We start from the raw sequence: 26,279 nt of genomic DNA, 5'->3' as shown, positions 1-26,279 counted from the left end.
ATGAACGCACCTACGAGACCCCTCCCGGATTCCGAGTCGCTCCGCCACGTCCGCCAGTCCCTGCCGCACGATTCCGGCATCAAGCACGTCCAGGGCGCCGCGCAATATATCGACGACATCCGCGAGCCCGAGGGCACGCTGCATGTGGCCGTCGGTCAATCGCCGAAGGCGCGCGGGCGACTGATCTCGCTCGATGTCTCGGCCGTGCGTGCCGTGCCCGGCGTGGTAGCCGTGCTCGCCGCCGCCGACATCCCCGGCAAGAACGACGTGTCGCCGGCCTTCGGCGACGATCCGCTCTTCGTCGACACCGACATCAGCTTTCTGGGTCAGGCGCTCTTCGCGGTCGTCGCGACGGATCGGGATATCGCGCGCCGCGCGGTCAAGAAGGCGGTGATGGAGATCGAATCCGAGGCGCCGAGCATCACGGTCGAGGACGCGCTGGAGCGCGGTGAAACCGTTCTGCCCGATTACGCTTACGGCCGCGGCGATCCGGATGCGGCGATCGCGCAGTCTCCCCTGCAGCTGGACGGCCGGTTCCGCGTCGGCGGGCAGGAGCATTTCTATCTCGAAGGCCAGATCGCGCTGGCGATCCCGGGTGAGGACGGCGACGTCCATGTCTATTCCTCGACCCAGCATCCCACGGAAGTGCAGCATGTGGTGGCCCGCGTGCTCAGCATTCCCGATGCCTATGTGACCTGCGAGACGCGGCGCATGGGGGGCGGCTTCGGCGGTAAGGAGAGCCAGGCGACGCAATGGGCCGTGACCGCAGCGCTTGCGGCGCGCGTCACGGGACGCCCATGCAAGCTGCGTCTCGACCGCGACGACGATTTCATCCTCACCGGAAAGCGTCACGACTTCCGCTGTGATTGGAAGGTCGGCTTCGACGAGGAGGGGCGCATCCAGGGCTATGCGGTCGATCTTCTCGCCCGCTGCGGCTATTCGGCGGATCTCTCTGCCGGCGTCGTGGATCGCGCGATGTTCCACGCCGACAACGCCTATTGGATGCCCGCCGCCCGCATCGCCTCGAAACGGCTGAAGACCAACACGGTTTCGAACACCGCCTTCCGCGGTTTCGGCGGCCCGCAGGGCATGCTCGCCGTCGAGCACGTGATGGACCGGATCGCCTGGGCGACCGGGCGCGATCCGCTCGATGTGCGCTATGCCAATTTCTACCGGCTGGGTGAGAACCTCACGCCCTATGGCATGGAGGTGGAGGAGACCGATACGCTCCTCAACCTCGTGCGCACGCTCGAGGAGACGTCGAACTATCGCATGCGCCGCGCGGAGATCGCGGCGTTCAACGCGTCCTCGCCGATCATGAAGCGGGGGCTGGCGCTCACCCCCGTGAAGTTCGGCATCAGCTTCACGCTCACCCACATGAACCAGGCCGGCGCGCTCGTGCACGTGTACCAGGACGGCTCCGTGCACCTGAACCACGGCGGCACCGAAATGGGGCAGGGGCTCTACATCAAGGTGGCGCAGGTGGTGGCGGAGGAGTTCGGCATCGCCATGGAGCGCGTGCGCATCACCGCAACGACCACGGCGAAGGTGCCGAACACGTCGCCGACGGCAGCCTCCTCCGGCTCCGATCTCAACGGCATGGCGGCGAAGATCGCCGCGGGCGCGATCAAGAAGCGCATGATCGCTTATGCCTCCGAGGCCTATGACGTGCCCGAGGAGCAGATCGAGTTCCGCGACGACCGGGTCTTCATCGGCAACCAGAGTCTCGCCTTCGACGAACTCACCAAGAAGTGCATCGCGGCCCGCGTGCAGCTCTCGGAGGCGGGCCATTACAAGACGCCGAAGATCACCTGGGATCGCGCGGAGGGGACGGGGCGTCCGTTCTACTACTTCGCCTATGGCGCAGCGTGTTCGGAGGTAATCGTCGATACGCTCACCGGCGAGAACCGACTCCTGCGCGCCGATATTCTGCACGATGTCGGCCGCTCGCTGAATCCCGCCATCGATATCGGCCAGATCGAAGGCGGCTTCGTGCAGGGCATGGGCTGGCTCACGACCGAGGAGCTGGTCTTCAGCAAGGAGGGGCATCTGCTCACGCATGCGCCCTCGACCTACAAGATCCCGGTCGCCTCCGATGTGCCGGCCGATTTCAACGTGGCGCTCTATCCCAACGCCAACCGCGAGGAGACGGTCTACCGCTCCAAGGCCGTGGGCGAGCCGCCGCTGATGCTGGCGAACAGCGTGTTCTGCGCGCTTGCCGATGCGGTTCATGCGCTCGCTTCCGAAAAGCCCGTGCCGCTCGATGCCCCCGCGACGCCGGAGGCGATCCTGCGGGCGTGCGAGAGCCTGCGTGGGAGGCCGATGGGGTGAGGGTCTGGCGCCAGCTCACCGATTTCGTGGCGCGGCACGGCGCCGCCGCCCTCGTCACCGTGCATGACGTGAAAGGCTCCGCCCCTCGGAAGGCGGGGGCGCATATGGTCGTGCGCCCCGACGGCGCCTTTCACGGCACCATCGGCGGCGGGCAGCTCGAGTTCCGCATGCTCGACATCGCCCGCGAAATGCTGGCCGCCGGGCGCGGGCCGGCGCGGATCGTCGATCAGGCGCTCGGGCCCGATCTCGGCCAGTGCTGCGGGGGGCGTGTAAAAATCCTGATCGAGACCTTCGACAACCGGGATCTGGAGGATATCGCGCCGCTCGTGGAGGCCGAGGCCGCAGGCGGGTTGTTCGAGGTCGAGTGCCGCATGGAGGAGGGGCGGGTGAAGCGGGATCTCGCCTCCGCCGTGGGCGACGACCGCTGGACCGGCTGGCGCGAGACCCATGGCGAGGTCCGCACGCCCGTTCTGATCTTCGGTGCGGGGCATGTGGGTCGTGCCCTCGTTCTGTCGCTTGCGCCCCTGCCGTTTTCGGTGCGCTGGCTCGATGACCGGGAGGATGCTTTTCCCTCCCACATCCCGCCGAACGCGAAGGCGGTGCGCATGCGCGATCCGGAGGCCGAGATCGCCGAGGCCGGCCCCACCTCCCTCATCCTCGTCATGACCCACGACCACCCGCTCGACATGGCGATCGTGGCGGCGGCGCTGCGGCGGGGCTTTCCCTATGTGGGCCTCATCGGCAGCGCCACCAAGCGGGCGCGGTTCGAGAAGCGCTTCCGGGAGATCGGGATTCCGGAAGACACGATCCGCTCCCTCGTCTGCCCCATCGGGCTCCCGGGCATTGAAGACAAGGACCCGCCGATCATCGCCGCCTCCGTGACCGCGCAGCTGCTGCAGGTACGGGAGAGAGTGGGGCAGGATGTCATCCCCGGCGGTCCGCCGGACCGGGAAGGGGATCCATAGCATCGCGCCTGATCGTGGATTCCCTTCCCCTCCGCTACGCTCCGGCCGGGAATGACACAAAGGAAACCTCTCGCCTCCCACTGCGTCAAACGATACATAAGCCCCATGAGCAACAAGATCGAAGATCAGCGCCATCTCGCGCGCGCCATCGAGCTGTCCCGCGAGCACATGGACGAGGGAGCCGGCGGTCCGTTCGGCGCCGTGGTCGTGCGCGAGGGAAAAGTTCTGGCCGAGGGTTGGAACCAGGTCACCTCCGCCAACGATCCGACCGCCCATGCGGAGGTCACCGCGATCCGCCGCGCCTGCGAGGCGGTCAGTGACTTTTCTCTGGAGGGCGCGACGCTTTATACCAGCTGCGAGCCGTGCCCCATGTGCCTGGCCTCGGCCTATTGGGCGCGGGTCGCCCGCATCGTCTATGCCAATACCCGCCAGGATGCGGCCGAGATCGGGTTCGACGACAGCCTGATCTATGACGAGATCCCCAAGCCGGTCTCCGAGCGCCTGATCCCCATGGACCATCAGCCGAGCCTTGAGGCCAGGGCGGTGTTCGATGCCTGGGCGGACAAGCCGGACAAGATCACCTATTAATATCCGGCCGCGCTTCCTATCTCAGCTTCACCCGATCACAGACCGAGACTGTCCCATGCCCCGCGTCACCACCATCGTCCGCAAGCCCGCCGTAAAGGCCGACCGCGTCGTCGACATCATCACGCTCGACCATGAGGCCCGCAACCGCCGCCACGGCAGGCTGCAGGCCGAGGGCGGCACCGAGATTCATCTCGATCTCGACATGGAGACCACGATCAACGACGGCGATGCCCTGCGGCTCGAGGACGGCCGGCTCGTCCAGGTGAAGGCGGCGGCCGAATCCCTGCTCGAGGTGAGGGCGGAGAACCCCTTGCGCCTCACCCGTCTCGCCTGGCATCTCGGCAGCAGCCACGGCCTCGTCGAGGTCACGGGCGATGCCCTCTATGTGGAGAACAGCCCGGCCGTGGCCGAGCTGGTGCGAGGGCAGGGCTGCACCGCAACCCCGGTCGAGCGCCCCTTCAAGCCGGAGCGCAGCGCCCATGTCTGCGATCACGACCACGGGCATCACCACCACCATCATGACCATGGCCACAGCCATAGCGAAAGCCACTCCCACAGCCACGCTCACTCCCACAGCGATGAGCACGGCCATGCGCACCACGACCATGAGCATCATGACCATGGCCATAAGCACGACCATCATCACGAGCACGGCCATGATTGCGGCTGCGGCCATCACCACGGGCACAAGCACGACCACTGATCGTTCCTAGACGCCGATGTCTAAAACAACCCGCGCGACGCAGGCGCTGCAGCAGGCCGGCGTGCCCTTCACGGTCCATGCTTACGACTACGACCCCAACGCGGAGCCCATCGGCCTGCAGGCGGCCGAGGCCATGGGGGCAGATCCCGCCGGCGTGCTCAAGACCCTGATGGTGCTGGTGGACAACAAGCCTGCCTGCGTGATCCTGCCCTCGGATCATGAGGTCAACCTGAAGAAGCTCGCCGCCGCTCTCGGCGGCAAGGCCGCCCAGATGATGAAGCCGGCCGACGCCGAGCGCATCACCGGCTACCACGTCGGCGGCATCAGCCCCTTCGGCCAGAAGAAGCGTGTCCCGACCGTGCTGGAGCAATCGGCCTTCGAGCACGCCGAAGTCTTCATGAACGGCGGCCAGCGCGGCCTGCAGGTGAAGCTCGACCCGAGGAAGGCGGCGGCGGTGCTGGAGGCGAAGGTGGTGGGGATAATCTGAGAAAGGTTTTGAATTAGAAATCAAGAGTCGATGCGGAGAGGCTTTACGCCCCTCCGCATGGAACGGCCTATTTGCGCAGCGTCGCACCATTAGGCGCGTCTGTCGGCAGCTTCTTCTGCTGGCCGGGGGAGTAGCTCGAAGCACCCTGGCCTCTCACCGATCCGGTGATGTCGTTCTGCATCTTCTGACCGGGGGCATAGCCCGAGGCGCCGGGACTGGTTGTCGGACCCGTGGTGTCATTTTGCATCTTTTGCCCCGGAGCATATTGTGAGGCGCTGTTTGAATTCATGTTAGTGTTCGAAGACTGCGCGTAACTTGACAGCGGCATGGCGAACAGCAGGGCGGCGGCGCATGAAAGTCCAAGTGTCTTCTTCATGTTTATACTCCTTATCAGAGTGAACGTCTTGGACGGAAAGAACGAATATTTAGACAAGTTGTTCCTGATGAGAAAATTGATTAATTTTTACATATATGAATGAACGTTCATCTAGTTGGATACATTGTGAAACCCGGCCATTCGGAAGATGAGACGTCCGCTATTTGCCTTACACCCGCCATCCCCATATGAAAGGGCGCTACTTTCCGGCGCCCAGCCAACCGTTTTTCCTGAGATGACCCAGAAATTCCTCACCGTGGCCCCCATGATGGACTGGACCGATCGGCATTGCCGGGCGTTCCATCGCGTTCTGTCGCGCCGGGCGCGGCTCTATACGGAGATGGTCACGACGGGGGCGGTCATCCATGGGCCGCGGGAACGGCTTCTGGGCTTCAGCGGGTCTGAGCATCCGGTGGCTGTGCAGCTTGGCGGGTCGGATCCGAAGGATCTGGCCGAGGCTGCCAGGATCGGCGCCGATTTCGGCTATGACGAGATCAACCTCAACGTGGGCTGCCCTTCCGACCGGGTGCAGAACGGCCGCTTCGGCGCCTGCCTCATGCAGGAGCCGGTGCTGGTGGGCGAATGCGTGGCGGCCATGAAGGCGGCCGTCTCCCTGCCGGTGACGGTGAAGTGCCGCATCGGCGTGGACGATCAGGATACGGAAGAGGCCTTGAACCGCCTCACCGATTGCGTGGCGGCGGCGGGCTGCGACGAGCTGACGGTCCACGCCCGCAAGGCCTGGCTGAAGGGCCTGTCGCCGAAGGAGAACCGGGACATCCCGCCACTCGATTACGACCGGGTCTATCGCCTGAAGCAGGCGCGTCCCGACCTGACCGTCGCCATCAACGGCGGCATCAAGACGATGCCTGAGGTGCACGAGCACCTGAAGCACGTGGACGGCGTGATGCTCGGCCGCGTCGCCTATCACGAGCCCGAGATTCTGCTCGCGGTCGATCCGGAGCTTTACGGCGAGGCCGCTCCGGTCGCGGACGGCTTTGAGGCAATCGAGGCCTACGAGCCTTACATCGCGGAGCAGCTCGCGAAGGGCGAGCGCCTTCATAACATCACCCGCCACATGCTCGGCCTCTTCACCGGCCGCCCCGGAGCGCGCGCCTATCGCCGGCATCTGGCGACGGAGGCGGTGAAGCCGGGAGCGAATTTGCAGACGCTGCGGGACGCGGTGGCGCATGTGGCGCGAGTCGAGGCCGTGCCTGCTCTGAAGGCTGCTGAATAAACTGACAGTCATCCCGGACGGAGCGCAGCGCAGATCCGGGATCGTTGGACGAATAGAGCACTGTCATCCCGGGGCCGCGCAGCGGAGCCCGGGATCCATAACCACGACGTTGGTCAAGCAAGGCACTGTCAGCAGTTATAGATTTCCACGCCTGCGGCGCGGCCCTTCGGGTCCGCGCTCGCGGGAATGACAGCGTCGAGGTTCACGCGCTACACTCATCAGACGATCCCGGACCGCCTTCGGCGTCCGGGATGACGGCGTGTGTCAGCCATCGCTCTCTCGGCCGCGCAAGATCAGCCGATTGCCCCGTACCTCATACGACCCGAGCCGCTCCAGAAATGACATGCCCAGCAGGTTCGCGTGCAGCACGCCCGAGCGGGCGATGAGCGCGCGCACGTTGCGCTCCGTGATCGCGCCGATTGTCAGGCGGTCGATCACGACGGGTGCTGCCATCGCGGCGCCGTTGGCGGTGGAGACGGGGATCGAATAATCGAGGCTGTCGGGCGTGAAGCCGAGCGCCGCGGCGTTCTCCGCGCGCAGGACCACGGTGCTCGCGCCGGTGTCGAAGATGAAGCGGGTCTCGTGGCCGTTGACCTCGCCCCGCACCATGAAGCTGCCGTCCGTGCGCCGCGCTGCCACCGTTTCGCCCTCCGGGGTCAGGATCGTGCGGCCGACGGCGATGTCGCCGATGGCGCGGTCGAGCACGGTCTGCAATTCGTCGCGGGAGGCATAGGTGACGATGAGCGCGACGAGAACGCCGCCGCTGACCGCGATCGCCTGCACGCCGTAGGTCCAATGGCGCACGAAGCCTTCGACGATGGACGCGGCCATGAGCAGGGCGAGCCCGCCCAGCGCCAAGAGGCCCGATGCTTCGAGGGCCGAAAAATCGCCGATGGGATCGTCGGCGAAAAGCCCCATCACGAGGGAGGCGATCAGAAGAAGAAAACCGGCGCCGCGAATGCCTGGCATCACTCCGCCTTGTCGGGTTCGGGCGCGAAGGGCGATTCGAGGGCGAAGGCCTGGCGCATGCGCTCCGGCAGCTCCGCCATGATGAGCTGGCGCTCCTCTTCCGGGATGCGATACCAGCGGGTGATCTCCTCGCGCGTGCGGCCGCAGCCCTCGCAGAGCCCCGTCTCGGGATCGAGCGTGCAGACGCGGATGCAGGGGCTGGAGACGCGGGTCATCTCACCTTCATGTCGTCACGGTGCGAGAACGGTCAAGAGGCCGATCAGCGCAGCGATTTCCGCGACCTGCTGCGCGGCGCCGACGATGTCGCCCGTCTGCCCGCCGAGATGACGGGCCGCAAAGCCGGTGAGGGCGAGACCCGCAAGGCCCGAGAGGACGATCGTCAGGGCGATGCCGAAAGGCGGCAGGCCGGCGAGCGCGCCCAGGGCGACGGCGATGGCGCCCGCGATTCCGGCCGCGAGCCAGAACGTCTCCCGCGGCGGCTGCCCGACCGCGTGAGACAGGCCGTCCCGCCGGGCCGGCGGGAGAAAGACCAGGGGCATCAGGCCGGCCGTGCGGGACAGGGAGGCGGTGATCAGGATTGCCGCGACGGCGGCGAGTGCATCCGCCCGCGAGACGATTTCCGCCAAGGCGCCGATCCTGAGCGCCAGAGCGAGGAACAGGGCTGCGGCGCCGAAGGAGCCGATGCGGCTGTCGCGCATGATCTCGAGGCGCTTGTCGCGGGTGGTGCCGCCGAAGCTGTCGGCGACATCGGCAAGCCCGTCCTCGTGCAGGGCTCCGGTCGCCAGCACCATGGTAGCGACGGCGAGTATCGCGGAAAGCCAGGGGCCGAGATCGAGGATGAGAGCCACAATCAGCGCGGCTGCCGGCACGAGCCCGAGCAGGAGGCCTGCCAGGGGGATCACGCGCACCAGGCGCGGAAAGCTCGGCAGCGCATGGGCGTCCTGCTCCCAAGGCAGGGCTGGCACCGGAAGGCGGGAATAGAAGCGCATGCAATGGGCTAGGTCGCATGCGACCGCCTGCCAGCCGCCGGCCGGCGCTGCCTCGCCCCTCTCAAATTGCTCCGACATGCTTCACCCCGCGTGCGTGGGTCGTTATAGGTCACGCCTCTTCGCGTTCTGCAATGCCCCCTGGGCCGGAGCCCTTCATGTCCGATGCCGTTTCCTCACCTTTCGACGATATCCGCCGCCTGATCACGACCGTGCCCGGCCCGGACGAGGCCGCCGTCGAGGCCGTGCGGATGCGCGATCGGCAGCTCACCAAGCCCGCCGGAAGCCTCGGCCGCCTCGAGTGGATCGCCGAATGGCTCGCCGCCTGGCAGGCCAAGCCCAATCTCAGCGTCGACCGCCCGCTGGTCTGCGTCTTCGCGGCAAGCCACGGCGTCACCGCCAAGGGCGTCTCGGCCTTTCCGTCGGACGTGAACCGCCAGATGCTGGAGAACTTCGCGGCGGGCGGGGCGGCCATCAACCAGATCTGCGCGGCCTATGGCCTAGGGTTCAAGGTCTTCGATCTGGCCATCGATATGCCGACCGGCGACATCACCGAGACCGATGCCATGGACGAGAAGGCCTGCGTCGCCACCATGGCCTTCGGCATGGAGGCGATCGCCGGCGGCACGGACCTCCTCGCCATCGGCGAGATGGGCATCGGCAACACCACCGTCGCGGCGGCGATCTATACGGCCCTTTACGGCGGGCCGGCCGAGCATTGGGTCGGGCGCGGCACGGGCATCGACGACGAAGGGCTCCGGCGCAAGGTCGCGGCGGTCGAGGCGGCCATCGCCCATCACGGTGACCACCTGAAGGATCCGCTCGAAGTGCTGCGCCGCGTCGGCGGGCGCGAGATCGCCGCCATGGCCGGCGCGATCCTCGCCGCGCGCCTGCAGCGCATCCCGGTGGTGCTCGACGGCTACGTGGCGACCGCCGCCGCCGCCATCCTCCACGCCATCCACCCATCCACCATCGATCACTGCATCGCCGGTCATCTCAGCGCCGAAGGGGCGCATCAGGACGTGCTCGGGCGCCTCGGCAAGATTCCGCTTCTCGCCCTCGGCATGCGGCTCGGCGAAGGATCGGGCGCGGCGTTGGCCGCCGGCTTGGTGAAGGCCGCGGCCGCCGTCCATCGGGATATGGCGACCTTCGGCCAGGCGGGAGTGTCCGAGCGCCTGTCGTGAGACGGTTCGGCCGCCGCTCCCGGTCGAGCGGCATCACATCCCTCGTCGTCGCACTCGGCCTCGCCGGTGGGGCCGCTCTCATGCTGAAGCCCTCCGCCCGGTCGCTCGAGGGCCGGGCCCAGGTCACGGACGGCGACACGATCCGCATCGGCGAGGCGCGAATCCGCATCAAGGGCATCGATGCGCCCGAGATGGAGCAGAGATGCTCCCGCGCCGGCCGCTCCTATGCCTGCGGCGACACGGCTCGCCGCGCGCTGATCGACCTCGTCTCCGGCGAGACTGTCCGCTGCCGCGCCGCCGGCCGCGACCGCTATCAGCGTATCCTCGCCCGCTGCACAGTGAACGGCAGAGACATCGGCGCCCGCATGGTCGAGGACGGCTGGGCCGTCTCATACGGGCGCGATTATGACCCGGAGGAAACCCGCGCCCGCAGCCGCTCGGTCGGCCTGTGGCAAGGCGCCTTCGAGCGCCCGCAGGATTGGCGCCGGGAGCATTCGCACCGGGGCTGAAATCAGTCCGCAGGGAGGAAGGCGGGATTCCAGACGACCTCCCAGACATGCCCGTCCGGGTCCCGGAAATAGCCGGCATAGCCGCCATAGAACGTGTCCTGGGCCTCCTTGAAAACGGTTGCGCCGGCTTTTCGCGCTTTCTCCATCGCGTCGTCGACCTCGTCCTTGCTCGCGACGTTATGGCCGATCGTAAACCCGGTCGGACAGCGCGGGGTTTTCGGAAGGCCCGTATCGTAAGCAATGTCCTCCTGCGCCCAGAGTGCCAGCTTCAATCCCGATTGCAGGTCGAAGAAGGCGACGGCGCCATGCTCGAACTCCTTGCCGACGATGCCTTCGGTCGCAAGCCCGAGTCCGTCGCGGTAGAAGGCGACGGCCTTTTCGAGATCGTCGACGCCGAGCGTCAGCACGGAAATGCGCGGTTTCATGGATCCTCGTCCTGTTGGCAGTGCCTGTTCGCGTCGGATGATGAACGTCCGGACGGCGACAGGCTGCCACTCCGCGAGGTCGGCCGCAATCCTCGATAAATCCCTCTCCGATCCCCATCTGTCGGGGATGGATTCCCCACAGGATTTCGAAGACCTCGCCTCGCGATTGAGAGCCTGCCGGATCTGCCGCGATGCCCCGCGTTATGGCGCGGCCCTGCCGCATGAGCCGCGTCCCATCGTCCAGGGCAGCGTCACGGCGCGCCTCTGCATCGCGAGCCAGGCGCCGGGAACGCGGGCTCATGCCAGCGGCATCCCGTTCGACGACCGCTCCGGCACCCGGCTGCGCGAGTGGCTCGGGCTCGACAAGGCCATATTCTACGACCCCTCCAAGGTCGCCATCGTGCCCATGAGCTCCTGCTTTCCCGGGCAGGATTCCAAGGGGGGCGATCTCGGACCGCGCCGGGAATGCGCCGAGGCGTGGCGGCGGCCGCTCTTCGAGGCGCTTCCCAATCTCGATCTCGTCCTGCTGATCGGCCAATACGCCCAGGCCTGGCATTTGCGCGACGGTTTCGAGGGAGGGTTGACGGAGACCGTCCGACGCTGGCGGGACATTCTCGGCAATCCGCAGAAGCCGCGCATCCTGCCGCTGCCGCATCCGTCTTGGCGCAACAACGGCTGGCTTAAGAAAAATCCTTGGTTCGAAGCCGAGCTGCTGCCCGTGCTTCAGGGCGAAATTGGTGCGCTCCTCTCTCAGGCAAGGCATTTTTAACTGAAAGGGCCTCCAAAATTACTGATTTAAAAAAGTAAAAATAATGGCTTTAACTTGAATAACTTGGAACGATGTATGATTTCCTCCGTTGATATAGCGGAGAATGAATACATTTCATGATAAATATTAAAAGTGGCGACGATAATATCTTTGCCGGACGGCACATGCGTGATGCCCAGGCCAAGTGGGATCGTCTCTCCATGTCGGATCTCGCTCAAATCAAGACCAAGGCGCAACTCATCGCCCGTGTGGAAGAACGATATGTGCTGCCTCATGAAGTGGCAGCCCAGGACGTCGAGATCTGGGGTCTGGCCCGACGATTCTGAGCAATTCGGCTCGGTGGCCGCAGGGGGAGAATCCCCGTTCGTGCATTGCGGCCTGCACGGACATCATGAAGGAACGGCCCCCATGAAAGCACACCACTTTGCCGTCGGAGATCATGTTCTTTATACGGAGCAGCGTTTTCCTCATCTCGTGTGCAAACAGCCCTACACGATCGTCGGCTGCCTGGATTCGAGGCGTCCCGAGCCGCAGTACCAGATACGATCCGTCACCCGGCCTTATGATTGTGTTGCCGGTCAAGACGAGTTGCGCCAGGACGCGTCGCCGATGAGCGCCTTTCAGGACGTGGACATCCTGGAACTTCTAGACGGCGCCGGCATGAACGAGTCCGCCAATCTCAACCTCGTTCCGTGGTCGAGCCTGCCGCGCAGAGCCCAGCATAAGAACGAGCAGGCTTATTCGGTTAGGCACCCGCAGCCGTGACGGTGAAGGATCCGTTCTGACGGAGACCGCGCGAACGTCGCCAATCCTCGCCGTCACTTTCTGCTTCGGCATCTTCTTCATGATCGTTCTCTGATCGTCGGAACGGTCCAACAGAAGGCCTCGTTCAATCTCGACGTTCGTCCTCGAAAGGAATTTCCGTGTCCGAGTATCTTTACGCGCGTGGGCAGCATGTGACATTCACGGCCAAGCGGTTTATCGGCCCTGCCTGGACGGGAGCTTTCGTCATCACCAAGCTCTTGCCCTCGGGCGGCGAGGAGCCCCGCTACGAGATCAGAAGCACGGGGGAGGTCTATAGCCGGGCAGCCCTGGAGAGCGACCTGAGCGCTCGTTTCGAGGTGTTCAAGCCTACCGATCTCTGACGTGACAGGGCCGCCTCGCCGGTTGAAGTTCCGGGAGACCGGTCGTCGGCTCCGATATTCTTCCTTAGTCTGAAACGGGCTTTTCCGGGTTCTCGGCTCCTGGTTCCGTACTATGTTCAAGCTCCACGATGAGGAGCTTGAGGCATGAGTCCGACCACCCTGCGCTGCACCGTCGACGGTCCGGTCGCGACGATCACGCTGGCGCGGCCCGACAAGATGAATGCATTCAACGCCACCATGCATGCGGAGCTCCGCGAGGCGCTCGACAACTGCGAACGCGTGGAAGCCGTAAGCGTGGTGGTGCTCACCGGCGAGGGGCGGGCCTTCTCCTCGGGGCAGGACCTGACGGTGGACCTCAAGCGCGACGAGCAAGGCCGTCTCGACCTCGGCCCCGCGCTCACCCGCGACTACAATCCGCTGGTGCTCAAGCTATCCAACTATCCCAAGCCCACCATCGCCGCCCTGAACGGGCCGGCGGTCGGCGCTTCCATGAACATTGCGCTTGCCTGCGACATCGTCGTGGCGGCCCGTTCGGCCTATCTGCAGGAGGCGTTCGCCAATATCGGCCTGATCCCCGATGCCGGCGGCACCTGGATTCTGCCGCGCCTTATAGGCCCCAAGCTGGCCTTGGCGCTCATGCTCAGCGCGGAGCCGGCCTCTGCCGAGGATGCCCATCGCATGGGGCTCGTCTACAAGGTGTTCGACGATGACTCGTTTGCGGTCGATGTGGCGGCTTTCGCCGCAAGGCTCGCGGCCGGTCCGGGGCTCGCTTATCGCCTGACCAAGCAGGCGGTGGCGCAGAGCCTGTCCAACGATCTGGAAAAGCAACTCGACCTCGAGGCCCGTCTCCAGGGCGAGGCGGGCTCGAGCCACGATTTCATGGAGGGCGTCGCGGCCTTCCGCGAGAAGCGTCCGCCCCGGTTCGAGGGTCGATAAGGAGACGACCGATGCGCCCCACCTACTGGATCCTCGGCCTCGCCACCTTGAGCATCGTGATCGGGCTCTTCATGTCGCGTGATCCCGAGCGCGCCGAGCGCCTTCGGGATGCAGCCCTGACGGGCGAAGCCCGCCAGATGGCGCTCATGGGCCTCGCCCTCGCGATCGGCGCCTTCATTGTTTACCTCACGATGACGCGGCGGTGAGATTTGTCCCCGTTACTACCCTCTATATCTTCCTCTGCCCTCATCCTGAGGAGGTCGCGAAGCGACCGTCTCGAAGGAGGATCCAGTGCCCTCTAGAACCTCCTTCGAGACGCCGCTTTCAGCGGCTCCTCAGGATGAGGGCGAGTGTGAGTCCCTGTCTCTACGGCCTGCTGGATACTTGAGCTTCCCTATCGTCCCGTTTTGTTCACGGGCCATTCAACCGTCCTGACCTTTTCTATCGCCGTCATCCCGCAAAGCGGGGCAAATCCGGGGGGCACCGTGTCGTTCCTGAAACGTGTTATCGTTTTTTCCGCCTTCGTCCTGACGGCCGTTCTCGGTGAGGCGTCCGTCGCCGCGGCGCAAGACCGGCTCGCTCTCGTGATCGGGCAGGGCGCCTATCGGGTGCGCGCGCTTCCGACCGCCGTGAACGACGCGGGCCTCATCGCGCAGTCCCTGACGAGCGCCGGTTTCGAGGTCGTCCAGGGCCGCGATCTTAGCGCCAGCGACCTGCGCAGCCTCGTGCGCGACTTCCTCGACAAGGTTCAGGATCTCGAGCCTGGCTCGACGGTGGCGGTCTATCTGGCCGGCCATGGCGTGCAGCTCGAAGGCGAGAACTACCTGCTCCCCGTCGTTGCCCGGATCGAGCGCGACGTGGACGTGCCGATCGAAGGTTTCCGCGTCTCCGACCTCATTCGCTCCCTCGAGCGCAGCCCGGCTCAGGCGCGGGTGATCGTCGCCGACATGGCGCGTGACTATCCCCTCGGCTCCTCCGGCGAGCCGGTGGCCAAGGGCCTTGCACTCATGGAATCGCCTGCCGGCTTCCTGGTGGCCTTCTCCTCGGCTCCCAACATCGTCGCTGCCGACGGGCAGGGGCCGTATGGCGCCTATGCGACCGCGTTGGCAGAAATGATCCGTCAGCCCGGCCTGCCGCTCGACGAGGTCTTCGCCCGCACGCGCCTGCGCACGCACGAGGCCACGAACGGCGAGCAGATTCCCTGGCATACGGCCAATCTCGGCAATGCCTCCTTCGCGTTCTTCGAGCAGGCGGAGGGCGCGGACAGGCCGCTGGTGCGCGAGGTGCGCCGGATCGAGGATGTCCCGGCCGAGGAAGCCTATGCCATCGCCGTCGAGCGCGACACGATCCAGGGCTACCAGGACTTCCTGCGCCGCTATCCCGATCACCGTCTCGCCCGCCGCGTGACGGCACTCCTGGCGGCGCGGCGCGAGGCCGTTGTCTGGCGCCGCACGCTGGCGCGCAACACGCGGGAGGCCTACTGGACCTATCTGCGCCATTACCCGAACGGCCCGCACGCCCCCGACAGCCGCCGCAGGCTCGCGCGGCTCTCGGCGCCCTATGCGCCGCCAGCCGTCTTCGACGAGGTGGTCTACGAGGACCTGCCGCCGCCGCTGCCCGGGATCGAGCGCGTCGAGGTGGTCGAGGTCGTGACCGTCATCCGTGATGTGCCGCCGCCCCGGATGCCGGCCTATCTTCTGCCGCGGTGGGATGAGGACGAGGAGTTCGTCACCATCATCCGCAAACCACCGCCGCTACCCATCATGGCGGGCGTGCTTCCGATTCCGATGCCGATCCCGGTTCCGGTGCGCGCCCGGCCTCCGCGCTACTTCTATCAGCCCATTGCGCCGCGGACCCCGCGCGGGCCAGTGGCCATACCCGTCGCTGCGCCGCCGGTCTTCGGGGCGCTCATGGGCGACGAAGGCCCCCGCCCGCGCCGCGGCCTGCGTCCGGAACAGCCCCGCGTGCCCCGGCAGCCGGGCCTTGCGGCTCCCGTCGAGGCGATTCCGATCATGGTCAATCCACGGGCGCTGCGCGATGACAGAGGCATCCGCCCCGGCGAGCCGCCTCGGTCTCGCGCGTCCCTGCCGTCGCGTCCGATTCCGTTCCCGCAAGCCGGCCAGCCTGCGAATGTCCGGCCGGGCGAGCGGCCCGACAGGGATCGCGGCCCACGGCCCGACAGGCCCGATCCCGGGCCGCGTGAGGTGCGCCCGACTGCGCCGGTGCGCGATGCGGGTCGCTCCCCGGATCCGAGGCTCGATGCCGGCGAGAGCCTGATGCGGCAGCCGCGCCCTCAAAGCCCACGGATCGAGATCGAGCGCGAGCGTCCAGGTCGCGGCGATGTCGGTCGCGATCTACGCATCAGGCCCGAGCCGCAGGCTCCCTTCGCCGTCCGGCCTCCCAATACAATGCCGCAGCCGGAGGAGCGCCATCCGCGCCGGGAAGCGGACCTGCCTCGGCCGCGCATGGAGCCTCGTATGGAGCGGCGCGACGCGCCCGCTTTCCAGCCGCGCCCGATGCCGCGCATGCAGGAGGCCCCTCGCCAGGAGCGTGCCTTCCGCGAGCCGCCGCGACCGATGCCGCAGCCTCGCATGCAGCTGCAACAGGTCCGTCCCGTGCCGGGTCCCTCCGGAGGAGGGCGTCAGGGCGGCGGCAATGCCGTGCGCTGCCGGCCAGGGTGGCCCTGCGGTACAGAAGAGGTTCGCTGATACATCCACCGACACGAAAAGCGCCGGAGCCTCTCAGCTCCGGCGCTTTGCTTTCGAGAAACCCCCGAAAATCTTACTTGTCGAGCCGTGCGATCAGGCTCGACGTGTCCCAGCGCCTGCCGCCCATCTTCTGGACGTCGGCGTAGAACTGGTCGACCAGCGCTGTGACCGGCAGGCTGGCGCCGTTCTTGCGCGCCTCGCCGAGCACGATGGACAGGTCCTTGCGCATCCAGTCGACGGCGAAGCCGAAATCGAACTTGCCCTGGTTCATGGTCTTGCCGCGGTTCTCCATCTGCCAGGAACCGGCGGCGCCCTTGGAGATCACGTCGAGCACCGCCTCGATGTCGAGACCGGCCTTCTTGCCGAAATGAACGCCCTCGGCGAGCCCCTGCACGAGCCCGGCGATGCAGATCTGGTTGATCATCTTGGTGAGCTGGCCGGATCCTGTAGGCCCCAGGAGCCGGGAGGCGCGGGCGAAGCTCATGATCGCAGGCTCGGCCTTGGCGTAGACATCGGCGTCGCCGCCGCACATCACCGTCAGCACGCCGTTCTCCGCGCCCGCCTGGCCCCCGGAGACGGGAGCGTCGATGAAGGAGAAGCCCTTGTCCTTGGCGGCTGCGTACAGTTCGCGGGCGACTTCCGCCGAGGCGGTGGTGTGGTCGACGAAGATGGTGCCTTTGCCCATGCCCTGGAAGGCGCCGTCCGGGCCTAGGGTGACCTGGCGCAGGTCGTCGTCGTTGCCGACGCAGGCGAAGACGATCTCCTGGCCCTCGGCGGCCTCGCGCGGAGTCGCGGCAGCGCGTCCGCCGTTCTCGGACACCCATTTCTCGGCCTTGGCCGCGGTGCGGTTGTAAACCGTCACCTCGTGGCCCTTCGCCGCGAGATGCCGCGCCATGGGATAGCCCATCACGCCAAGTCCGAGAAATGCAACCTTCGCCATAATCTGCTCCCTGAATTGCCGTTCGGTTCTAGCGCATCGCGCGGAAAAGTGGACCCGGTTTTTCAGCCGATGCGGCTCTTCGGTTTGCGCGGAGCCATGCTCGGGTCTTCACGGAAGGCGCGGCGATTCATGCAATCGAGATGGCCGGCACAGGGCCGGCCAAGACGTGGCAGTGCGTGAATCGAACGCCTTTTACTTGATATCGAACGGAAAGTACTTGGCGCGGATGCGGTCGTAGGTTCCGTCCGCCTTCACCTGCGCGATGGCGCGGTTGAAACGCTCGCGCAGTTCCTCGTCCTCCTTGCGCAGCCCGATGCCGTAGGATTCGCGCTTATAGGCGGGCTCCGCCGGCGCATCGCCGACGATGTGGCAGCAGGCGCCCTCGCGGGTGCCGAGGAATTTCGACAGCAGCAATTCGTCCGCGAAGACCGCGTCGATGCGTCCGACCAGCAGATCGAGATTGGCCTCCTCCGCCTTGGCGTAGAGCACGATCTCGGAGTTCTTGTAGAAGGTCTTGAGATAGGCCTCGTGGTCGGTGCGCTCGATGGTGCCGATCTTCTTGCCCGCCATCGCCGCCGGCGTGACGGCGCCGGGCGCCGTCTCCTTGGAGCCGATGAAGACCGCGGGGATTCGATAATACGGATCGGAGAATGCGATCCGTTTCTGGCGCCGTTCCGTGATCTCCAGCGAGGACATGACCGCATCGTATTCCCGGTTCACGAGCGCCCGGATGATGCCGTCCCATTCGTGCTGCACAAGCTCGCATTCCGTGTCCATCGCCTCGCAGAGGCTCTTGAGGAGTTCGACCTCGAAGCCCTGCAGCTCGTTGTTGGCGTCGATGAAGTTGAACGGCGGATAGGCGCCTTCGACGGCGATCCGGACCACCGACTTCGGCCGCGAGGCCGCTTCCTGGGCTTGAGCGGCAAACGCGCTTAACCCGAGCATCGCCGCTGCGAGGATGGCCAGCTTTCGACCGAAGGAGAGAACTCTTGTACGCATGGACCGGCCTAACCGCCTGTAACGCTCATATGACGGCTCAGCGCGGGGCGGGCGTGGCGTCTATCGATGATGAAGTCGTGCCCCTTGGGCTTGCGGGAAATCGCGTCGACGATGGCCTGCCGGAGAGGTTCGTCGCATTCCGAGGCACGCACGGGAGCGCGCAGATCCGCAGCGTCCTCCTGGCCCAGGCACATGAAGAGCTGGCCCGTGCAGGTGAGCCGCACGCGGTTGCAGCTTTCGCAGAAATTGTGGGTCATCGGCGTGATGAAGCCGAGGCGGCCGCCTGTCTCCTTCACACGCATGTAGCGGGCGGGTCCGCCGGTGCGGTCGTCGAGGTCCGAGAGCGTATAGCGCGACGCCAGGCGGGCCCGCACGAGAGAGAGCGGCAGGAACTGGTCGATGCGCAGCCCGTCGATCTCGCCGAGCGGCATGACCTCGATCAGGGTCAGGTCCATGCCGCGGCCATGGGCCCATTCCAGCAGCGTCTCGATCTCTTCCTCGTTCACGCCCTTGAGCGCGACCGTGTTGATCTTGACCCGAAGTCCAGCCTCCTGCGCCGCATCGATCCCCTGCAGCACCTTGGTGAGATCCCCCCAGCGGGTGATGCGGCGGAACTTGTCCGCGTCCAGGGTATCGAGGGAGACATTGATCCGCCTCACGCCGCAGGCGGCGAGGTCCCTCGCGTGGCGGGCGAGCTGCGAGCCATTGGTGGTGACGGTGAGCTCGTCGAGGTCACCCGCATCGAGATGGCGCGAGAGGGAGCGGAACAGGGTCAAGATATCCCGCCGCACGAGGGGCTCGCCGCCGGTGATGCGCAGCTTGCGCACGCCCTGCGCGATGAAGGTCGAGCAGATACGGTCGAGCTCCTCGAGGGTGAGAAGATCGCGCTTGGGCAGGAAGGCCATGTCCTCGGACATGCAATAGACGCAGCGGAAGTCGCAGCGGTCCGTCACCGAGACGCGCAGATAGGTGATCGCCCGGCCAAACGGGTCCAACAGGGCCCGGCCGGTATCGGAATTCTCGGGATGAGCCGGAAGGGCTCTCATGAGGGAGAAATCCTTGTTCGCGCGACAGCTTGCCTTCAATGTGATCATCAAGCAGTTAGCGTGGAATCGTGAAGCAGGGAAGGGGTTTGAGCCTATGACATCTGAGCGCTGGCCGACGGAGCTGCGCCTGGCCAAGGACAAGCGCAGCCTGCAGGTGACCTTCGACGACGGCACAACCTTCGATCTGCCCGCCGAATATCTGCGGGTGACCAGCCCCTCGGCCGAGGTTCAGGGGCACAGCCCCGCCGAGCGCAAGACGGTGCCGGGCAAGCGCAATGTGGAGATCGTCGGGGTGCAGCCGGTGGGCAATTATGCCGTGAAGCTCGTCTTCGACGACATGCACGACAGCGGGATCTATGGCTGGGATTATCTCTACCGGCTCGGAGCAGAACAGGGGGGGAGGTGGCAGGCCTATCTCGACGAGCTGGCCGCGAAGGGGCTGACTCGGGACCGGGTGCGGTGACGACTTGTCCAGAACTGTCATTCCGGGGCCGCGCAGCGGAGCCCGGGATCCATAATCGCTGAGGGTGCGGAAGAAACGTAACGCTGCTCGGTCCTCCTTGAGATGTTGTGTTTATGGATTCCGGGCGCGCCAGAGACGCGCCCGGAATGACAGTGAAGTGCCTTTCGAAAACAAAAATGGCCGGGACATGCCCGGCCATGACGTGTCAGGACGGTGAATTCACCTCAGCGCTGGACGACGACCCTCGCGCCCACCTTGGCGCGGCTGTAGAGGTCCATCACGTCTTCATTGGTCATGCGGATGCAGCCGGACGAGACTGCCTCGCCGATGGTCTCCGGCTCGTTGGAGCCGTGGATGCGGTAGATCGTGCCGCCGATATAGAGGGCGCGGGCACCGAGCGGGTTGTCAGGGCCGCCCTTCATGTAGCGCGGCAGGTCGGGACGGCGCTTCAGCATGGAGGACGGCGGACGCCAATCCGGCCATTCGCGCTTCATGGTGACGGAATGGCTGCCGGCCCAGGTGAAGCCCGGACGGCCGACGCCGACGCCGTACTGGACGGCCTGGCCGTTGCCGAGCACGTACCACAGGCGGCGTTCGCTCGTGGAGACGACGATGGTGCCGGGCGCATGGCGGCCGGTATAGGTGACCACCTGACGCGGAATCGCCGCGGCCTGGGCCCGGTATGTTTCTTCAGCGCTGTAGAGCGGCTGGCGGGTGAGTGGATCGATTGCCGTGAATGCCGCAGCCGGCGTCGCGAGAGCGACGGAGGCGCAGGCTAGCCCGAAAAGGGCAGCGCGTGTGCGTCCCATAATTGCCTCAGATAAGACATTGTTGATGGCAGGTCCTACAATTGCTTAACGCAACAGCCCCGCTTCGGATCCAAGGTCTATCAGGGTTTCGCTATAAAATCCTAGTACGGGAGTGCCTCAATCCAGCCACATCGTAAGCGAGCGGTTAAAGCCACGGCGCCACAATTTCCGGTTCGCAAAATACTTCGGGCCTGCGGCGCTTCTTTGGCTTGACGCAAGGGGTTAAGCGCCTTTAGAAGGCCCTTGTCAGGGCGCGTAGCTCAGCGGGAGAGCATTCGCTTCACACGCGAAGGGTCACAGGTTCAATCCCTGTCGCGCCCACCATTCCTTCCTGACAGTAAGCTTCACTTTTTCGTGTGCGAGGGATCTTTCGCGCGCCGGCGTCGTCGCGTCAGGCCGCGAGCGGCCTCATCAGGGTTTTCACGGCAGGGAACAGCTCGTCGAAATGACCGACAACCAGGTCGGGCCCAAGTTCGCGCACCGGCACGTCCGTATAGCCGAAGAGAACCGCGATCGCCGGAATACCGGCATTCTGGGCCGTCACGATATCCGTCCGGGAATCGCCGATCATCACAGCCCGCGCCGGGCTTCCGCCGGCCCGTTCGATCGTCAGGGTCAGATGGCGCGGATCCGGCTTGAAGTAGGGGAAGGTGTCGCGGCCGCAATTGGCGGCGAAGCGATGGCCGATTCCGAGCTCGTGCAGAAGCTTGACCGAGTGCTCCTCGACCTTGTTGGTGCACACGGCGAGGATGAAGCCGGCCTGCTCCAGCCTGTCGAGAGCCTCGGCCGCCCCCGGATAGAGCCGCGTCTCAACACAGATGTTCTCTCCGTAATGAATCATGAACTGCCGGAACAGCTCGTCGAGATAGGCAGGCGTCAGCTCCTTGCCGGCGGCCTCGAACCCACGCTGGATCAGGGCGCGGGCGCCCGCGCCGATCATGTCGCGCGCCTTCGAAACGGGCAGGGGAGCCAGTCCCTCCTGTTTGAGGATCACGTTGAGGGTCCCGACGAGGTCGCCGGCCGTATCGGCCAGGGTTCCATCGAGGTCGAAAACGGCGATGGGCGAGACGTTGTGCGGGGTATCAATGGCCATGAAGGTCGGCTACCTGCTGGAGGCAAGGGAATCAAGCTTTGGGATGATATGGTCTTAAGGTTGATTCGTTCTTACCGAATGGAGTGATGGATGCGGCCTTTCGCGCATCGTGCGAAAAAGTGGACCCGGTTCTGCGCATCGAACGATGCGCCGTTTAAGGGATTGAGCATCGGATCGATCCCAAAAGTGGTCCCCACTTTTGGGTCCGGTGCTCGAGGTTCCGCGGCGTTGATTTCGGCGGCCTTGGCGCTGGGAGGCCTTGTCGGTCCCGCGCTGGCTGCTCCTTATGATTTTGTCCCCGCGCCTCAGACCGATCTGAACCGGATTTACCGGATCGACCGGATCACGGGCGAGGTGAGCTCCTGCCAGTATGGACTACAGGAAGGCACAATTGGGGTGACGCTGTGCTTCAGCGCGGGCGACGGCGCCGGACCCCAGACACCGGGGGAATATGGTCTGGTCGCGTCCCGCCACGAGCGGGAGGGCGGCATCTTCCGGGTCAATTACCGGACCGGCCAGATGAGCATCTGCTACGTCTTCGACGAGCGCGTGGTGTGCACGCCCCAGACGACCCCTTCGGCCGCCACATCCTCAGCGGCGGCGCCGGTCGCTACGCCGAGCGTCAATCCCGGTACGGGGGCCTCGCCGCAGCGTCCCTGATCGTCGATATCATGGCATCAGGCACCGGCCGGGCATGAAACGTTCTTTCTTCCAGCCGCCTCGACATGCTAGAGGCGAGGAAAACCGGTCTCGGCAGGCCGAGGCGAATGCATTCTAGAGGATTTCAGTGAGCGACAATCTCAAGCGTGCTGCGGCCGAAAGGGCTGCCGGGCTCGTCACCGACGGCATGAGGCTGGGCCTGGGCACCGGCTCTACGGCGGCGCATTTCGTCGCCGCCATCGGCGAGCGCGTGCGGGGCGGCCTCAAGGTGGTGGGCGTTCCCACCTCCGAGGCGACCCGCGACCAGGCGCAGCGCGAGGGCATTTCCCTGTCGACCCTCGACGAGACGCCCGACCTCGACCTGACGGTCGACGGCGCCGACGAGCTCGACGACGACCTGCGCCTAATCAAGGGCGGCGGCGGGGCTCTCCTGCGGGAAAAGATCGTGGCCTCCGCCAGCCAGCGCATGATCATCATTGCCGACGGCTCGAAGCATGTGGCGAAGCTCGGCCGGTTCCCGCTGCCCATCGAGGTGGTGCCCTTCGGCCTCACGGCCACCGAGCGGGCCATCGTCAGGCTCCTGGACAGCCTCGGGATGAGCGGCGAGCTGCGTCTTCGCCATGCCCCCGACGGCGCGGCCTATGTGACAGACGGAGGCCATTTCATTCTCGATGCGCATCTCGAGCGCATCGACAAGCCGAACGTGCTTGCCTCGACGCTGAACAATATTCCCGGCGTCGTCGAGCATGGTCTTTTCCTGGGCCTTGCCACCGGTGCGATCCTCGCAACGGCGGATGGGCTCATCGAACTCGGTCAGCTCTGACCCTACGCTATGACGATGGAGCCACTTCTATGATCCGCATCTCCCGCCTGGCTGCGACCTCGGTCGCGCTGTTCATGCTCGCCGGCCCCGCCTTCGCCCAGACCCAGCCGAGCCCGAGCCACCTTGCTCTCGCCCGCGACGTCGCCATCAGTTCCGGTATGAGCCGCTCGTTCGACGCGATGTCCGAACCCTTCCTCCAGCAGCTGCAGCAGATGAACGTGACCCGCCCGGAGATCCGGACGGACCTGGACCAGGTCGTGGCCATGCTCCGGCCGGAGCTCGAGCAGCAGAAGCAGAAGATGATCGACAACGCTGCCCGCGCTTTCGCGAGCCGCCTGACCGAGGCCGAGCTGAAGGACGTCGCGACGTTCTACAAGTCGCCGGCCGGCGTGAAATACGTGCAGATCCAGCCGGGCGTGCTCGACGACATCGTGCGCGACCTCGCCACTTGGAGTCAGCAGACCGCCCAGTTCGTCATGACCCGCGCCCGCGAGGAAATGAGCAAGCGCGGCCATCAGCTGAACTGATATTGCTCGGCTTCCACGCGAAAAGCCCGGGGCGCCGGGCTTTTCGTTTTACGGGCGCCATCCTTGCCGCTGCCAAGCTCGGCACTACCCTTTCCGCACAGGGCTTCTCATCGCGATGGTCAGGCCCTCGGCCCGACCGACGGATGAAGCCTTTCGCCCCTGCGCCCAGATTCAGGGCGCCACGGAGGAGTGAAGCATGGCTGAAGATTGGGCTGCCGACGTCAAGAAATATGCCCCGAATGCGGACGATAAGGCGATCGCCGGACTCGTGCGGTATCTCGGAATCGCGCTGCAGAATCGCGATTCCGCCCTCGTCTCGTTCTCGGACAAGGAAGAGGTGGTCCGGGTCCGCGATAACTTCCTGAAGAAGAAGCTCGGGCTGACCGCATCGGATGCCGAGCTGGACAAGGCCGTTCTCGCGGTCGGAGAAAAGCTGAAGGCCGACCGCAGCAAGAACCGCGTGACGGTCTATTACCTGCTCGCCGATCAGTTCGGAAAGCTTTCGGCCTTCTCGGCGTAGGAAATGTCGGCGAAGCGGCGAGGCCGCTTCGCCTGATGTCTTTAGTCCTCGACCGCCTTGAACCGCCCGAGACCCTTCAGGAAGAAGGGCAGGATCAGCGCGATCAGGGCGATGGTGAGGAGCGTTGCCGAGATCGGGCTCTGCAGCAGCACCATCGGATCGCCCAGGCTGATCGAGAGCGCCCGCCGAAGCTGGCTTTCTGCAATCGGGCCGAGGATCAGGCCGACCACCACCGGCGCGATCGGGAAGTCGAAGCGGCGCATCAGGAAGCCGAGCACGCCGAAGATCGTCAGCATGATGAGCTCGACCGGCGACGGATTGGCCGCGATGGTGCCCATGGTGGCGAAGACCAGGATGCCGGCATAGAGCCAGGGCTGCGGGATCGCTAGGAGCCTGACCCAGAGGCCGACCAGGGGCAGGTTCAGCACCAGCAGCATGGCGTTGGCGATGAACAGGCTGGCGATCAGGCCCCAGACCAGATTCGGCTGGTCCGCGAAGAGCAGGGGGCCGGGATTGAGGCCGTATTGCTGGAAGCCGGCCAGCATCATGGCGGCGGTGGCGGAGGTGGGAAGGCCGAGCGTCAGCAGCGGCACGAGGGTGCCGGCGGCGGCCGCGTTGTTGGCGGCTTCGGGACCGGCGACGCCTTCGATGGCGCCCTTGCCGAATTCCTCCGGGTACTTCGTCAGCCGCTTCTCGGTCGAGTAGGACAGGAAGGTCGGGATCTCCGCGCCGCCGGCGGGAAGCGCGCCGATGGGGAAACCGAAGGCCGTTCCGCGCAGCCATGGCTTCCACGAGCGCTTCCAGTCCTCCTTGGTCATCCAGAGAGAGCCGCGGACGGCCTCGAGCTTCTCCTCATGCACGTGCCGGCGCGAGGCGACGTAGAGCGCTTCGCCGACCGCGAAGAGTCCGACTGCGAGCGTCGTCACCTCGATGTTGTCGTAGAGCTCCGGCACGCCGAAGCTCAGTCGGGATTGGCCGGAGAGGATGTCGATGCCCACCAGTCCGAGCAGAAGGCCGATGAACAGGCTCGTGAGACCGCGCACGGGGGAATCGCCGAAGGTGGCCGAAACGGTCACGAAGGCCACAACCATCAGCGCGAAATAATCCTCCGGCCCAAAGCTTACGGCGATGTCGACGAGGTAGGGGGCCAGGAAGGTCAGGCCCAGCGTCGCGATGGTGCCCGCCACGAAGGAGCCGATGGCAGCGGTTGCCAGCGCCGGGCCGCCGCGGCCGGCCTTCGCCATCTTGTTGCCTTCGAGCGCCGTCGCCATGGAGGCGCTCTCTCCGGGGGTGTTGATCAGGATCGCAGTGGTCGAGCCGCCATACATGCCGCCGTAATAGATGCCGGCGAACATGATGATCGAGCCTGCCGGATCGAGCTTGAAGGTGATCGGCAGGAGCAGGGCCACGGTCAGGGCCGGGCCGATACCGGGCAGAACGCCGACGGCGGTGCCGAGCAGGACGCCGATGAGGGCGAAGAGCAGGTTCATCGGCTGGATCGCGACGGACAGGCCGTTGGCGAGAGAGACGAAGGCTTCCATGGCGGGCCTCAGAAAAGCCGCTCGAGCGGCCCTGCCGGGAGCGACAGGGTCAGGAGCTTGGCGAAGAGCACATATATGAAGACGGCCATCACCGCGCCGATGATGAAATCGGTCACGAAGGCCCGGCGTCCGAAGGCTGTGGAGGTCGTCGCGAACAGCAGGGCCGTGCCGATCATGAAGCCGCCGCCGACTGCGATCAGGATGATCAGGGCCGCGAGGCCGCCGAGGATCAGGACGATCGGGGTCCAGTCGAGGCTGTCGCGGGCGGGCAGATCGCCGCGCCAGGCGCCGATGGCGTTGCCGATGGCAAGCAGCACCAAGCATGCCGAGACCACGATGGGCATGACCTTGGGGCCGAGGTCGTATGGCGACAGGATCTGAAGCTTGCTCATGTCCCACCAGACGATTGCGGCCAGGACGAGAAGAATGAGGGCGATGACGAGACCCGCCACGTCGGGGCGCCGTTGGGGAGATGTGCTCATGGAATATCCCAAAAAAGAAGCGCCGCGCTCGAGGACGCGGCGCTTCCAACCGGCTTTATCG

At 65.6% G+C, this 26,279-nt stretch carries 32 protein-coding genes and 1 tRNA gene; 21 read left to right on the top strand and 12 right to left on the bottom strand.

Annotated elements, in window-relative coordinates; translation table 11 throughout:
- The 5 genes from xdhB (at position 1) to ybaK (ending at position 5,074) form a co-directional block, all read left to right on the top strand.
- Positions 1 to 2,331: a xanthine dehydrogenase molybdopterin binding subunit gene (gene xdhB, locus BB934_RS04360; protein ID WP_099508531.1), complete on the top strand. Its 2,331-nt coding sequence runs from the start codon at positions 1 to 3 to the stop codon at positions 2,329 to 2,331.
- Complete coding sequence (xdhC, locus tag BB934_RS04355; RefSeq protein ID WP_099508530.1) at positions 2,328 to 3,296, top strand: xanthine dehydrogenase accessory protein XdhC; 969 nt, start codon at positions 2,328 to 2,330, stop codon at positions 3,294 to 3,296. Before xdhB ends, xdhC begins: the two co-directional genes overlap by 4 nt.
- 105 nt (positions 3,297 to 3,401) lie before the next feature.
- A complete protein-coding gene (locus BB934_RS04350) occupies positions 3,402 to 3,884 on the top strand; it encodes a nucleoside deaminase (RefSeq protein WP_099508529.1) in 483 nt (160 codons plus the stop codon).
- Positions 3,885 to 3,939: 55 nt separating this feature from the next.
- The gene (locus tag BB934_RS04345) at positions 3,940 to 4,587 is read left to right on the top strand and encodes an urease accessory protein UreE (protein WP_099508528.1); all 648 of its coding nucleotides are present in this window, start codon (positions 3,940 to 3,942) and stop codon (positions 4,585 to 4,587) included.
- Positions 4,588 to 4,603: 16 nt separating this feature from the next.
- Positions 4,604 to 5,074: a Cys-tRNA(Pro) deacylase gene (ybaK, locus tag BB934_RS04340; protein ID WP_099508527.1), complete on the top strand. Its 471-nt coding sequence runs from the start codon at positions 4,604 to 4,606 to the stop codon at positions 5,072 to 5,074.
- A 67-nt stretch (positions 5,075 to 5,141) separates the two neighbouring features.
- On the opposite strand, the gene BB934_RS04335 is transcribed toward ybaK, so the two are convergent.
- A complete protein-coding gene (locus BB934_RS04335; RefSeq protein WP_099508526.1) occupies positions 5,142 to 5,450 on the bottom strand; it encodes a hypothetical protein in 309 nt (102 codons plus the stop codon).
- Positions 5,451 to 5,685: 235 nt separating this feature from the next.
- Here BB934_RS04335 and dusA point away from each other — a divergent pair, with 235 nt between their 5' ends.
- Positions 5,686 to 6,684, top strand: a complete 999-nt coding sequence (gene dusA, locus BB934_RS04330; protein WP_099508525.1) for a tRNA dihydrouridine(20/20a) synthase DusA — start codon at positions 5,686 to 5,688, stop codon at positions 6,682 to 6,684.
- A gap of 264 nt (positions 6,685 to 6,948) precedes the next feature.
- Here the strand turns inward: dusA and BB934_RS04325 are convergent, their stop codons facing one another.
- From BB934_RS04325 to cobS, 3 genes are read right to left on the bottom strand one after another with little or no spacing between them, the layout of a single operon-like run.
- Positions 6,949 to 7,653, bottom strand: a complete 705-nt coding sequence (locus BB934_RS04325) for a retropepsin-like aspartic protease family protein (RefSeq protein WP_099508524.1) — start codon at positions 7,651 to 7,653, stop codon at positions 6,949 to 6,951.
- Positions 7,653 to 7,868 (bottom strand): DUF1289 domain-containing protein, encoded by a 216-nt coding sequence (locus BB934_RS04320; protein ID WP_099508523.1) that lies wholly within the window; start codon positions 7,866 to 7,868, stop codon positions 7,653 to 7,655. The genes BB934_RS04325 and BB934_RS04320 overlap by 1 nt, the downstream gene beginning before the upstream one ends.
- A 15-nt stretch (positions 7,869 to 7,883) precedes the next feature.
- Positions 7,884 to 8,720: an adenosylcobinamide-GDP ribazoletransferase gene (cobS, locus tag BB934_RS04315; protein WP_099508522.1), complete on the bottom strand. Its 837-nt coding sequence runs from the start codon at positions 8,718 to 8,720 to the stop codon at positions 7,884 to 7,886.
- 77 nt (positions 8,721 to 8,797) lie between these two features.
- Here cobS and cobT point away from each other — a divergent pair, with 77 nt between their 5' ends.
- Entirely contained in the window at positions 8,798 to 9,823 is a 1,026-nt protein-coding gene (gene cobT / locus BB934_RS04310) for a nicotinate-nucleotide--dimethylbenzimidazole phosphoribosyltransferase (RefSeq protein WP_099508521.1), read from the top strand.
- Positions 9,820 to 10,332 carry a thermonuclease family protein gene (locus BB934_RS04305; protein WP_099508520.1) on the top strand — a complete coding sequence of 171 codons (513 nt, stop codon included), beginning with the start codon at positions 9,820 to 9,822 and terminating at the stop codon, positions 10,330 to 10,332. The genes cobT and BB934_RS04305 overlap by 4 nt, the downstream gene beginning before the upstream one ends.
- Positions 10,333 to 10,334: 2 nt before the next feature.
- Here the strand turns inward: BB934_RS04305 and BB934_RS04300 are convergent, their stop codons facing one another.
- Complete coding sequence (locus tag BB934_RS04300) at positions 10,335 to 10,757, bottom strand: VOC family protein (protein WP_099508519.1); 423 nt, start codon at positions 10,755 to 10,757, stop codon at positions 10,335 to 10,337.
- Positions 10,758 to 10,884: 127 nt separating this feature from the next.
- On the opposite strand from BB934_RS04300, the gene BB934_RS04295 reads away from it, so the two are divergent.
- The 7 genes from BB934_RS04295 to BB934_RS48380 all read left to right on the top strand — a co-directional run bounded on the left by BB934_RS04295 (position 10,885) and on the right by BB934_RS48380 (position 16,315).
- The gene (locus BB934_RS04295) at positions 10,885 to 11,526 is read left to right on the top strand and encodes a uracil-DNA glycosylase family protein (RefSeq protein WP_099512624.1); all 642 of its coding nucleotides are present in this window, start codon (positions 10,885 to 10,887) and stop codon (positions 11,524 to 11,526) included.
- Positions 11,527 to 11,690: 164 nt separating this feature from the next.
- On the top strand, positions 11,691 to 11,852 hold the full coding sequence (locus BB934_RS46865; RefSeq protein WP_210422135.1) for a hypothetical protein: 162 nt from the start codon (positions 11,691 to 11,693) through the stop codon (positions 11,850 to 11,852).
- Between the two features lie 82 nt (positions 11,853 to 11,934).
- A complete protein-coding gene (locus BB934_RS04290; protein WP_099508518.1) occupies positions 11,935 to 12,291 on the top strand; it encodes a hypothetical protein in 357 nt (118 codons plus the stop codon).
- Between the two features lie 158 nt (positions 12,292 to 12,449).
- A complete protein-coding gene (locus tag BB934_RS04285; protein WP_099508517.1) occupies positions 12,450 to 12,671 on the top strand; it encodes a hypothetical protein in 222 nt (73 codons plus the stop codon).
- Between the two features lie 144 nt (positions 12,672 to 12,815).
- Complete coding sequence (locus tag BB934_RS04280; protein WP_099508516.1) at positions 12,816 to 13,607, top strand: enoyl-CoA hydratase-related protein; 792 nt, start codon at positions 12,816 to 12,818, stop codon at positions 13,605 to 13,607.
- A gap of 11 nt (positions 13,608 to 13,618) precedes the next feature.
- On the top strand, positions 13,619 to 13,813 hold the full coding sequence (locus BB934_RS04275; RefSeq protein ID WP_099508515.1) for a hypothetical protein: 195 nt from the start codon (positions 13,619 to 13,621) through the stop codon (positions 13,811 to 13,813).
- Positions 13,814 to 14,092: 279 nt separating this feature from the next.
- Positions 14,093 to 16,315 carry a caspase family protein gene (locus BB934_RS48380; RefSeq protein ID WP_162299139.1) on the top strand — a complete coding sequence of 741 codons (2,223 nt, stop codon included), beginning with the start codon at positions 14,093 to 14,095 and terminating at the stop codon, positions 16,313 to 16,315.
- A 73-nt stretch (positions 16,316 to 16,388) separates the two neighbouring features.
- Here BB934_RS48380 and BB934_RS04265 read toward each other — a convergent pair whose 3' ends face one another.
- The 3 genes from BB934_RS04265 to moaA all read right to left on the bottom strand — a co-directional run bounded on the left by BB934_RS04265 (position 16,389) and on the right by moaA (position 19,300).
- Entirely contained in the window at positions 16,389 to 17,255 is an 867-nt protein-coding gene (locus BB934_RS04265) for an NAD(P)-dependent oxidoreductase (RefSeq protein WP_237050182.1), read from the bottom strand.
- Positions 17,256 to 17,447: 192 nt separating this feature from the next.
- On the bottom strand, positions 17,448 to 18,254 hold the full coding sequence (locus BB934_RS04260; protein ID WP_099508512.1) for a transporter substrate-binding domain-containing protein: 807 nt from the start codon (positions 18,252 to 18,254) through the stop codon (positions 17,448 to 17,450).
- Positions 18,255 to 18,262: 8 nt separating this feature from the next.
- Positions 18,263 to 19,300, bottom strand: coding sequence for a GTP 3',8-cyclase MoaA (gene moaA / locus BB934_RS04255; protein ID WP_099508511.1), 1,038 nt, complete (start codon positions 19,298 to 19,300; stop codon positions 18,263 to 18,265).
- A gap of 94 nt (positions 19,301 to 19,394) precedes the next feature.
- Here moaA and BB934_RS04250 point away from each other — a divergent pair, with 94 nt between their 5' ends.
- On the top strand, positions 19,395 to 19,763 hold the full coding sequence (locus BB934_RS04250; RefSeq protein WP_099512623.1) for a gamma-butyrobetaine hydroxylase family protein: 369 nt from the start codon (positions 19,395 to 19,397) through the stop codon (positions 19,761 to 19,763).
- Between the two features lie 224 nt (positions 19,764 to 19,987).
- Here the strand turns inward: BB934_RS04250 and BB934_RS04245 are convergent, their stop codons facing one another.
- Entirely contained in the window at positions 19,988 to 20,572 is a 585-nt protein-coding gene (locus BB934_RS04245) for a L,D-transpeptidase (RefSeq protein ID WP_099508510.1), read from the bottom strand.
- A gap of 249 nt (positions 20,573 to 20,821) precedes the next feature.
- On the opposite strand from BB934_RS04245, the gene BB934_RS04240 reads away from it, so the two are divergent.
- Positions 20,822 to 20,896 (top strand) — tRNA-Val (locus tag BB934_RS04240).
- A 67-nt stretch (positions 20,897 to 20,963) separates the two neighbouring features.
- Here BB934_RS04240 and BB934_RS04235 read toward each other — a convergent pair.
- Complete coding sequence (locus tag BB934_RS04235) at positions 20,964 to 21,665, bottom strand: HAD family hydrolase (RefSeq protein ID WP_173909419.1); 702 nt, start codon at positions 21,663 to 21,665, stop codon at positions 20,964 to 20,966.
- A gap of 228 nt (positions 21,666 to 21,893) precedes the next feature.
- Between BB934_RS04235 and BB934_RS04230 the strand changes: the two genes are divergently transcribed.
- The 4 genes from BB934_RS04230 (at position 21,894) to BB934_RS04215 (ending at position 24,195) form a co-directional block, all read left to right on the top strand.
- A complete protein-coding gene (locus tag BB934_RS04230; RefSeq protein WP_099508509.1) occupies positions 21,894 to 22,325 on the top strand; it encodes a hypothetical protein in 432 nt (143 codons plus the stop codon).
- Positions 22,326 to 22,512: 187 nt separating this feature from the next.
- On the top strand, positions 22,513 to 23,148 hold the full coding sequence (gene rpiA, locus BB934_RS04225) for a ribose-5-phosphate isomerase RpiA (RefSeq protein WP_237050290.1): 636 nt from the start codon (positions 22,513 to 22,515) through the stop codon (positions 23,146 to 23,148).
- A gap of 29 nt (positions 23,149 to 23,177) precedes the next feature.
- Complete coding sequence (locus BB934_RS04220) at positions 23,178 to 23,675, top strand: DUF2059 domain-containing protein (RefSeq protein WP_099508507.1); 498 nt, start codon at positions 23,178 to 23,180, stop codon at positions 23,673 to 23,675.
- A 196-nt stretch (positions 23,676 to 23,871) separates the two neighbouring features.
- Positions 23,872 to 24,195 carry a DUF2853 family protein gene (locus BB934_RS04215; protein ID WP_099508506.1) on the top strand — a complete coding sequence of 108 codons (324 nt, stop codon included), beginning with the start codon at positions 23,872 to 23,874 and terminating at the stop codon, positions 24,193 to 24,195.
- Between the two features lie 41 nt (positions 24,196 to 24,236).
- Here the strand turns inward: BB934_RS04215 and BB934_RS04210 are convergent, their stop codons facing one another.
- Positions 24,237 to 25,736, bottom strand: coding sequence for a tripartite tricarboxylate transporter permease (locus BB934_RS04210; RefSeq protein ID WP_099508505.1), 1,500 nt, complete (start codon positions 25,734 to 25,736; stop codon positions 24,237 to 24,239).
- Positions 25,737 to 25,744: 8 nt separating this feature from the next.
- On the bottom strand, positions 25,745 to 26,218 hold the full coding sequence (locus BB934_RS04205; RefSeq protein ID WP_099508504.1) for a tripartite tricarboxylate transporter TctB family protein: 474 nt from the start codon (positions 26,216 to 26,218) through the stop codon (positions 25,745 to 25,747).
- Between the last annotated feature and the right edge of the window lie 61 nt (positions 26,219 to 26,279).

This window comes from Microvirga ossetica, from assembly GCF_002741015.1.
Classification (GTDB): domain Bacteria; phylum Pseudomonadota; class Alphaproteobacteria; order Rhizobiales; family Beijerinckiaceae; genus Microvirga; species Microvirga ossetica.
The sequence above is the reverse complement of the archived record's forward strand: the minus strand, read 5'-3'. Positions and strand labels throughout refer to the sequence as shown.

Bases quoted from the DNA above. Each gene is read 5' to 3' on its own strand.
- BB934_RS04290 (WP_099508518.1), top strand. From the start codon at position 11,935: ATGAAAGCACACCACTTTGCCGTCGGAGATCATGTTCTTTATACGGAG.
- BB934_RS04250 (WP_099512623.1), top strand. From the start codon at position 19,395: ATGACATCTGAGCGCTGGCCGACGGAGCTGCGCCTGGCCAAGGACAAG.
- BB934_RS04220 (WP_099508507.1), top strand. From the start codon at position 23,178: ATGATCCGCATCTCCCGCCTGGCTGCGACCTCGGTCGCGCTGTTCATG.
- BB934_RS04350 (WP_099508529.1), top strand. From the start codon at position 3,402: ATGAGCAACAAGATCGAAGATCAGCGCCATCTCGCGCGCGCCATCGAG.
- dusA (WP_099508525.1), top strand. From the start codon at position 5,686: ATGACCCAGAAATTCCTCACCGTGGCCCCCATGATGGACTGGACCGAT.
- BB934_RS04345 (WP_099508528.1), top strand. From the start codon at position 3,940: ATGCCCCGCGTCACCACCATCGTCCGCAAGCCCGCCGTAAAGGCCGAC.
- BB934_RS04295 (WP_099512624.1), top strand. From the start codon at position 10,885: ATGGATTCCCCACAGGATTTCGAAGACCTCGCCTCGCGATTGAGAGCC.
- BB934_RS04280 (WP_099508516.1), top strand. From the start codon at position 12,816: ATGAGTCCGACCACCCTGCGCTGCACCGTCGACGGTCCGGTCGCGACG.
- BB934_RS04205 (WP_099508504.1), bottom strand. From the start codon at position 26,218: ATGAGCACATCTCCCCAACGGCGCCCCGACGTGGCGGGTCTCGTCATC.
- BB934_RS04210 (WP_099508505.1), bottom strand. From the start codon at position 25,736: ATGGAAGCCTTCGTCTCTCTCGCCAACGGCCTGTCCGTCGCGATCCAG.
- cobS (WP_099508522.1), bottom strand. From the start codon at position 8,720: ATGTCGGAGCAATTTGAGAGGGGCGAGGCAGCGCCGGCCGGCGGCTGG.
- xdhB (WP_099508531.1), top strand. From the start codon at position 1: ATGAACGCACCTACGAGACCCCTCCCGGATTCCGAGTCGCTCCGCCAC.
- BB934_RS04260 (WP_099508512.1), bottom strand. From the start codon at position 18,254: ATGCGTACAAGAGTTCTCTCCTTCGGTCGAAAGCTGGCCATCCTCGCA.
- BB934_RS04215 (WP_099508506.1), top strand. From the start codon at position 23,872: ATGGCTGAAGATTGGGCTGCCGACGTCAAGAAATATGCCCCGAATGCG.
- BB934_RS04300 (WP_099508519.1), bottom strand. From the start codon at position 10,757: ATGAAACCGCGCATTTCCGTGCTGACGCTCGGCGTCGACGATCTCGAA.
- BB934_RS46865 (WP_210422135.1), top strand. From the start codon at position 11,691: ATGCGTGATGCCCAGGCCAAGTGGGATCGTCTCTCCATGTCGGATCTC.
- BB934_RS04265 (WP_237050182.1), bottom strand. From the start codon at position 17,255: ATGGCGAAGGTTGCATTTCTCGGACTTGGCGTGATGGGCTATCCCATG.
- cobT (WP_099508521.1), top strand. From the start codon at position 8,798: ATGTCCGATGCCGTTTCCTCACCTTTCGACGATATCCGCCGCCTGATC.
- BB934_RS04275 (WP_099508515.1), top strand. From the start codon at position 13,619: ATGCGCCCCACCTACTGGATCCTCGGCCTCGCCACCTTGAGCATCGTG.
- ybaK (WP_099508527.1), top strand. From the start codon at position 4,604: ATGTCTAAAACAACCCGCGCGACGCAGGCGCTGCAGCAGGCCGGCGTG.
- BB934_RS04235 (WP_173909419.1), bottom strand. From the start codon at position 21,665: ATGGCCATTGATACCCCGCACAACGTCTCGCCCATCGCCGTTTTCGAC.
- BB934_RS04245 (WP_099508510.1), bottom strand. From the start codon at position 20,572: ATGGGACGCACACGCGCTGCCCTTTTCGGGCTAGCCTGCGCCTCCGTC.
- BB934_RS04335 (WP_099508526.1), bottom strand. From the start codon at position 5,450: ATGAAGAAGACACTTGGACTTTCATGCGCCGCCGCCCTGCTGTTCGCC.
- moaA (WP_099508511.1), bottom strand. From the start codon at position 19,300: ATGAGAGCCCTTCCGGCTCATCCCGAGAATTCCGATACCGGCCGGGCC.
- BB934_RS04320 (WP_099508523.1), bottom strand. From the start codon at position 7,868: ATGACCCGCGTCTCCAGCCCCTGCATCCGCGTCTGCACGCTCGATCCC.
- BB934_RS04325 (WP_099508524.1), bottom strand. From the start codon at position 7,653: ATGCCAGGCATTCGCGGCGCCGGTTTTCTTCTTCTGATCGCCTCCCTC.
- rpiA (WP_237050290.1), top strand. From the start codon at position 22,513: ATGAGGCTGGGCCTGGGCACCGGCTCTACGGCGGCGCATTTCGTCGCC.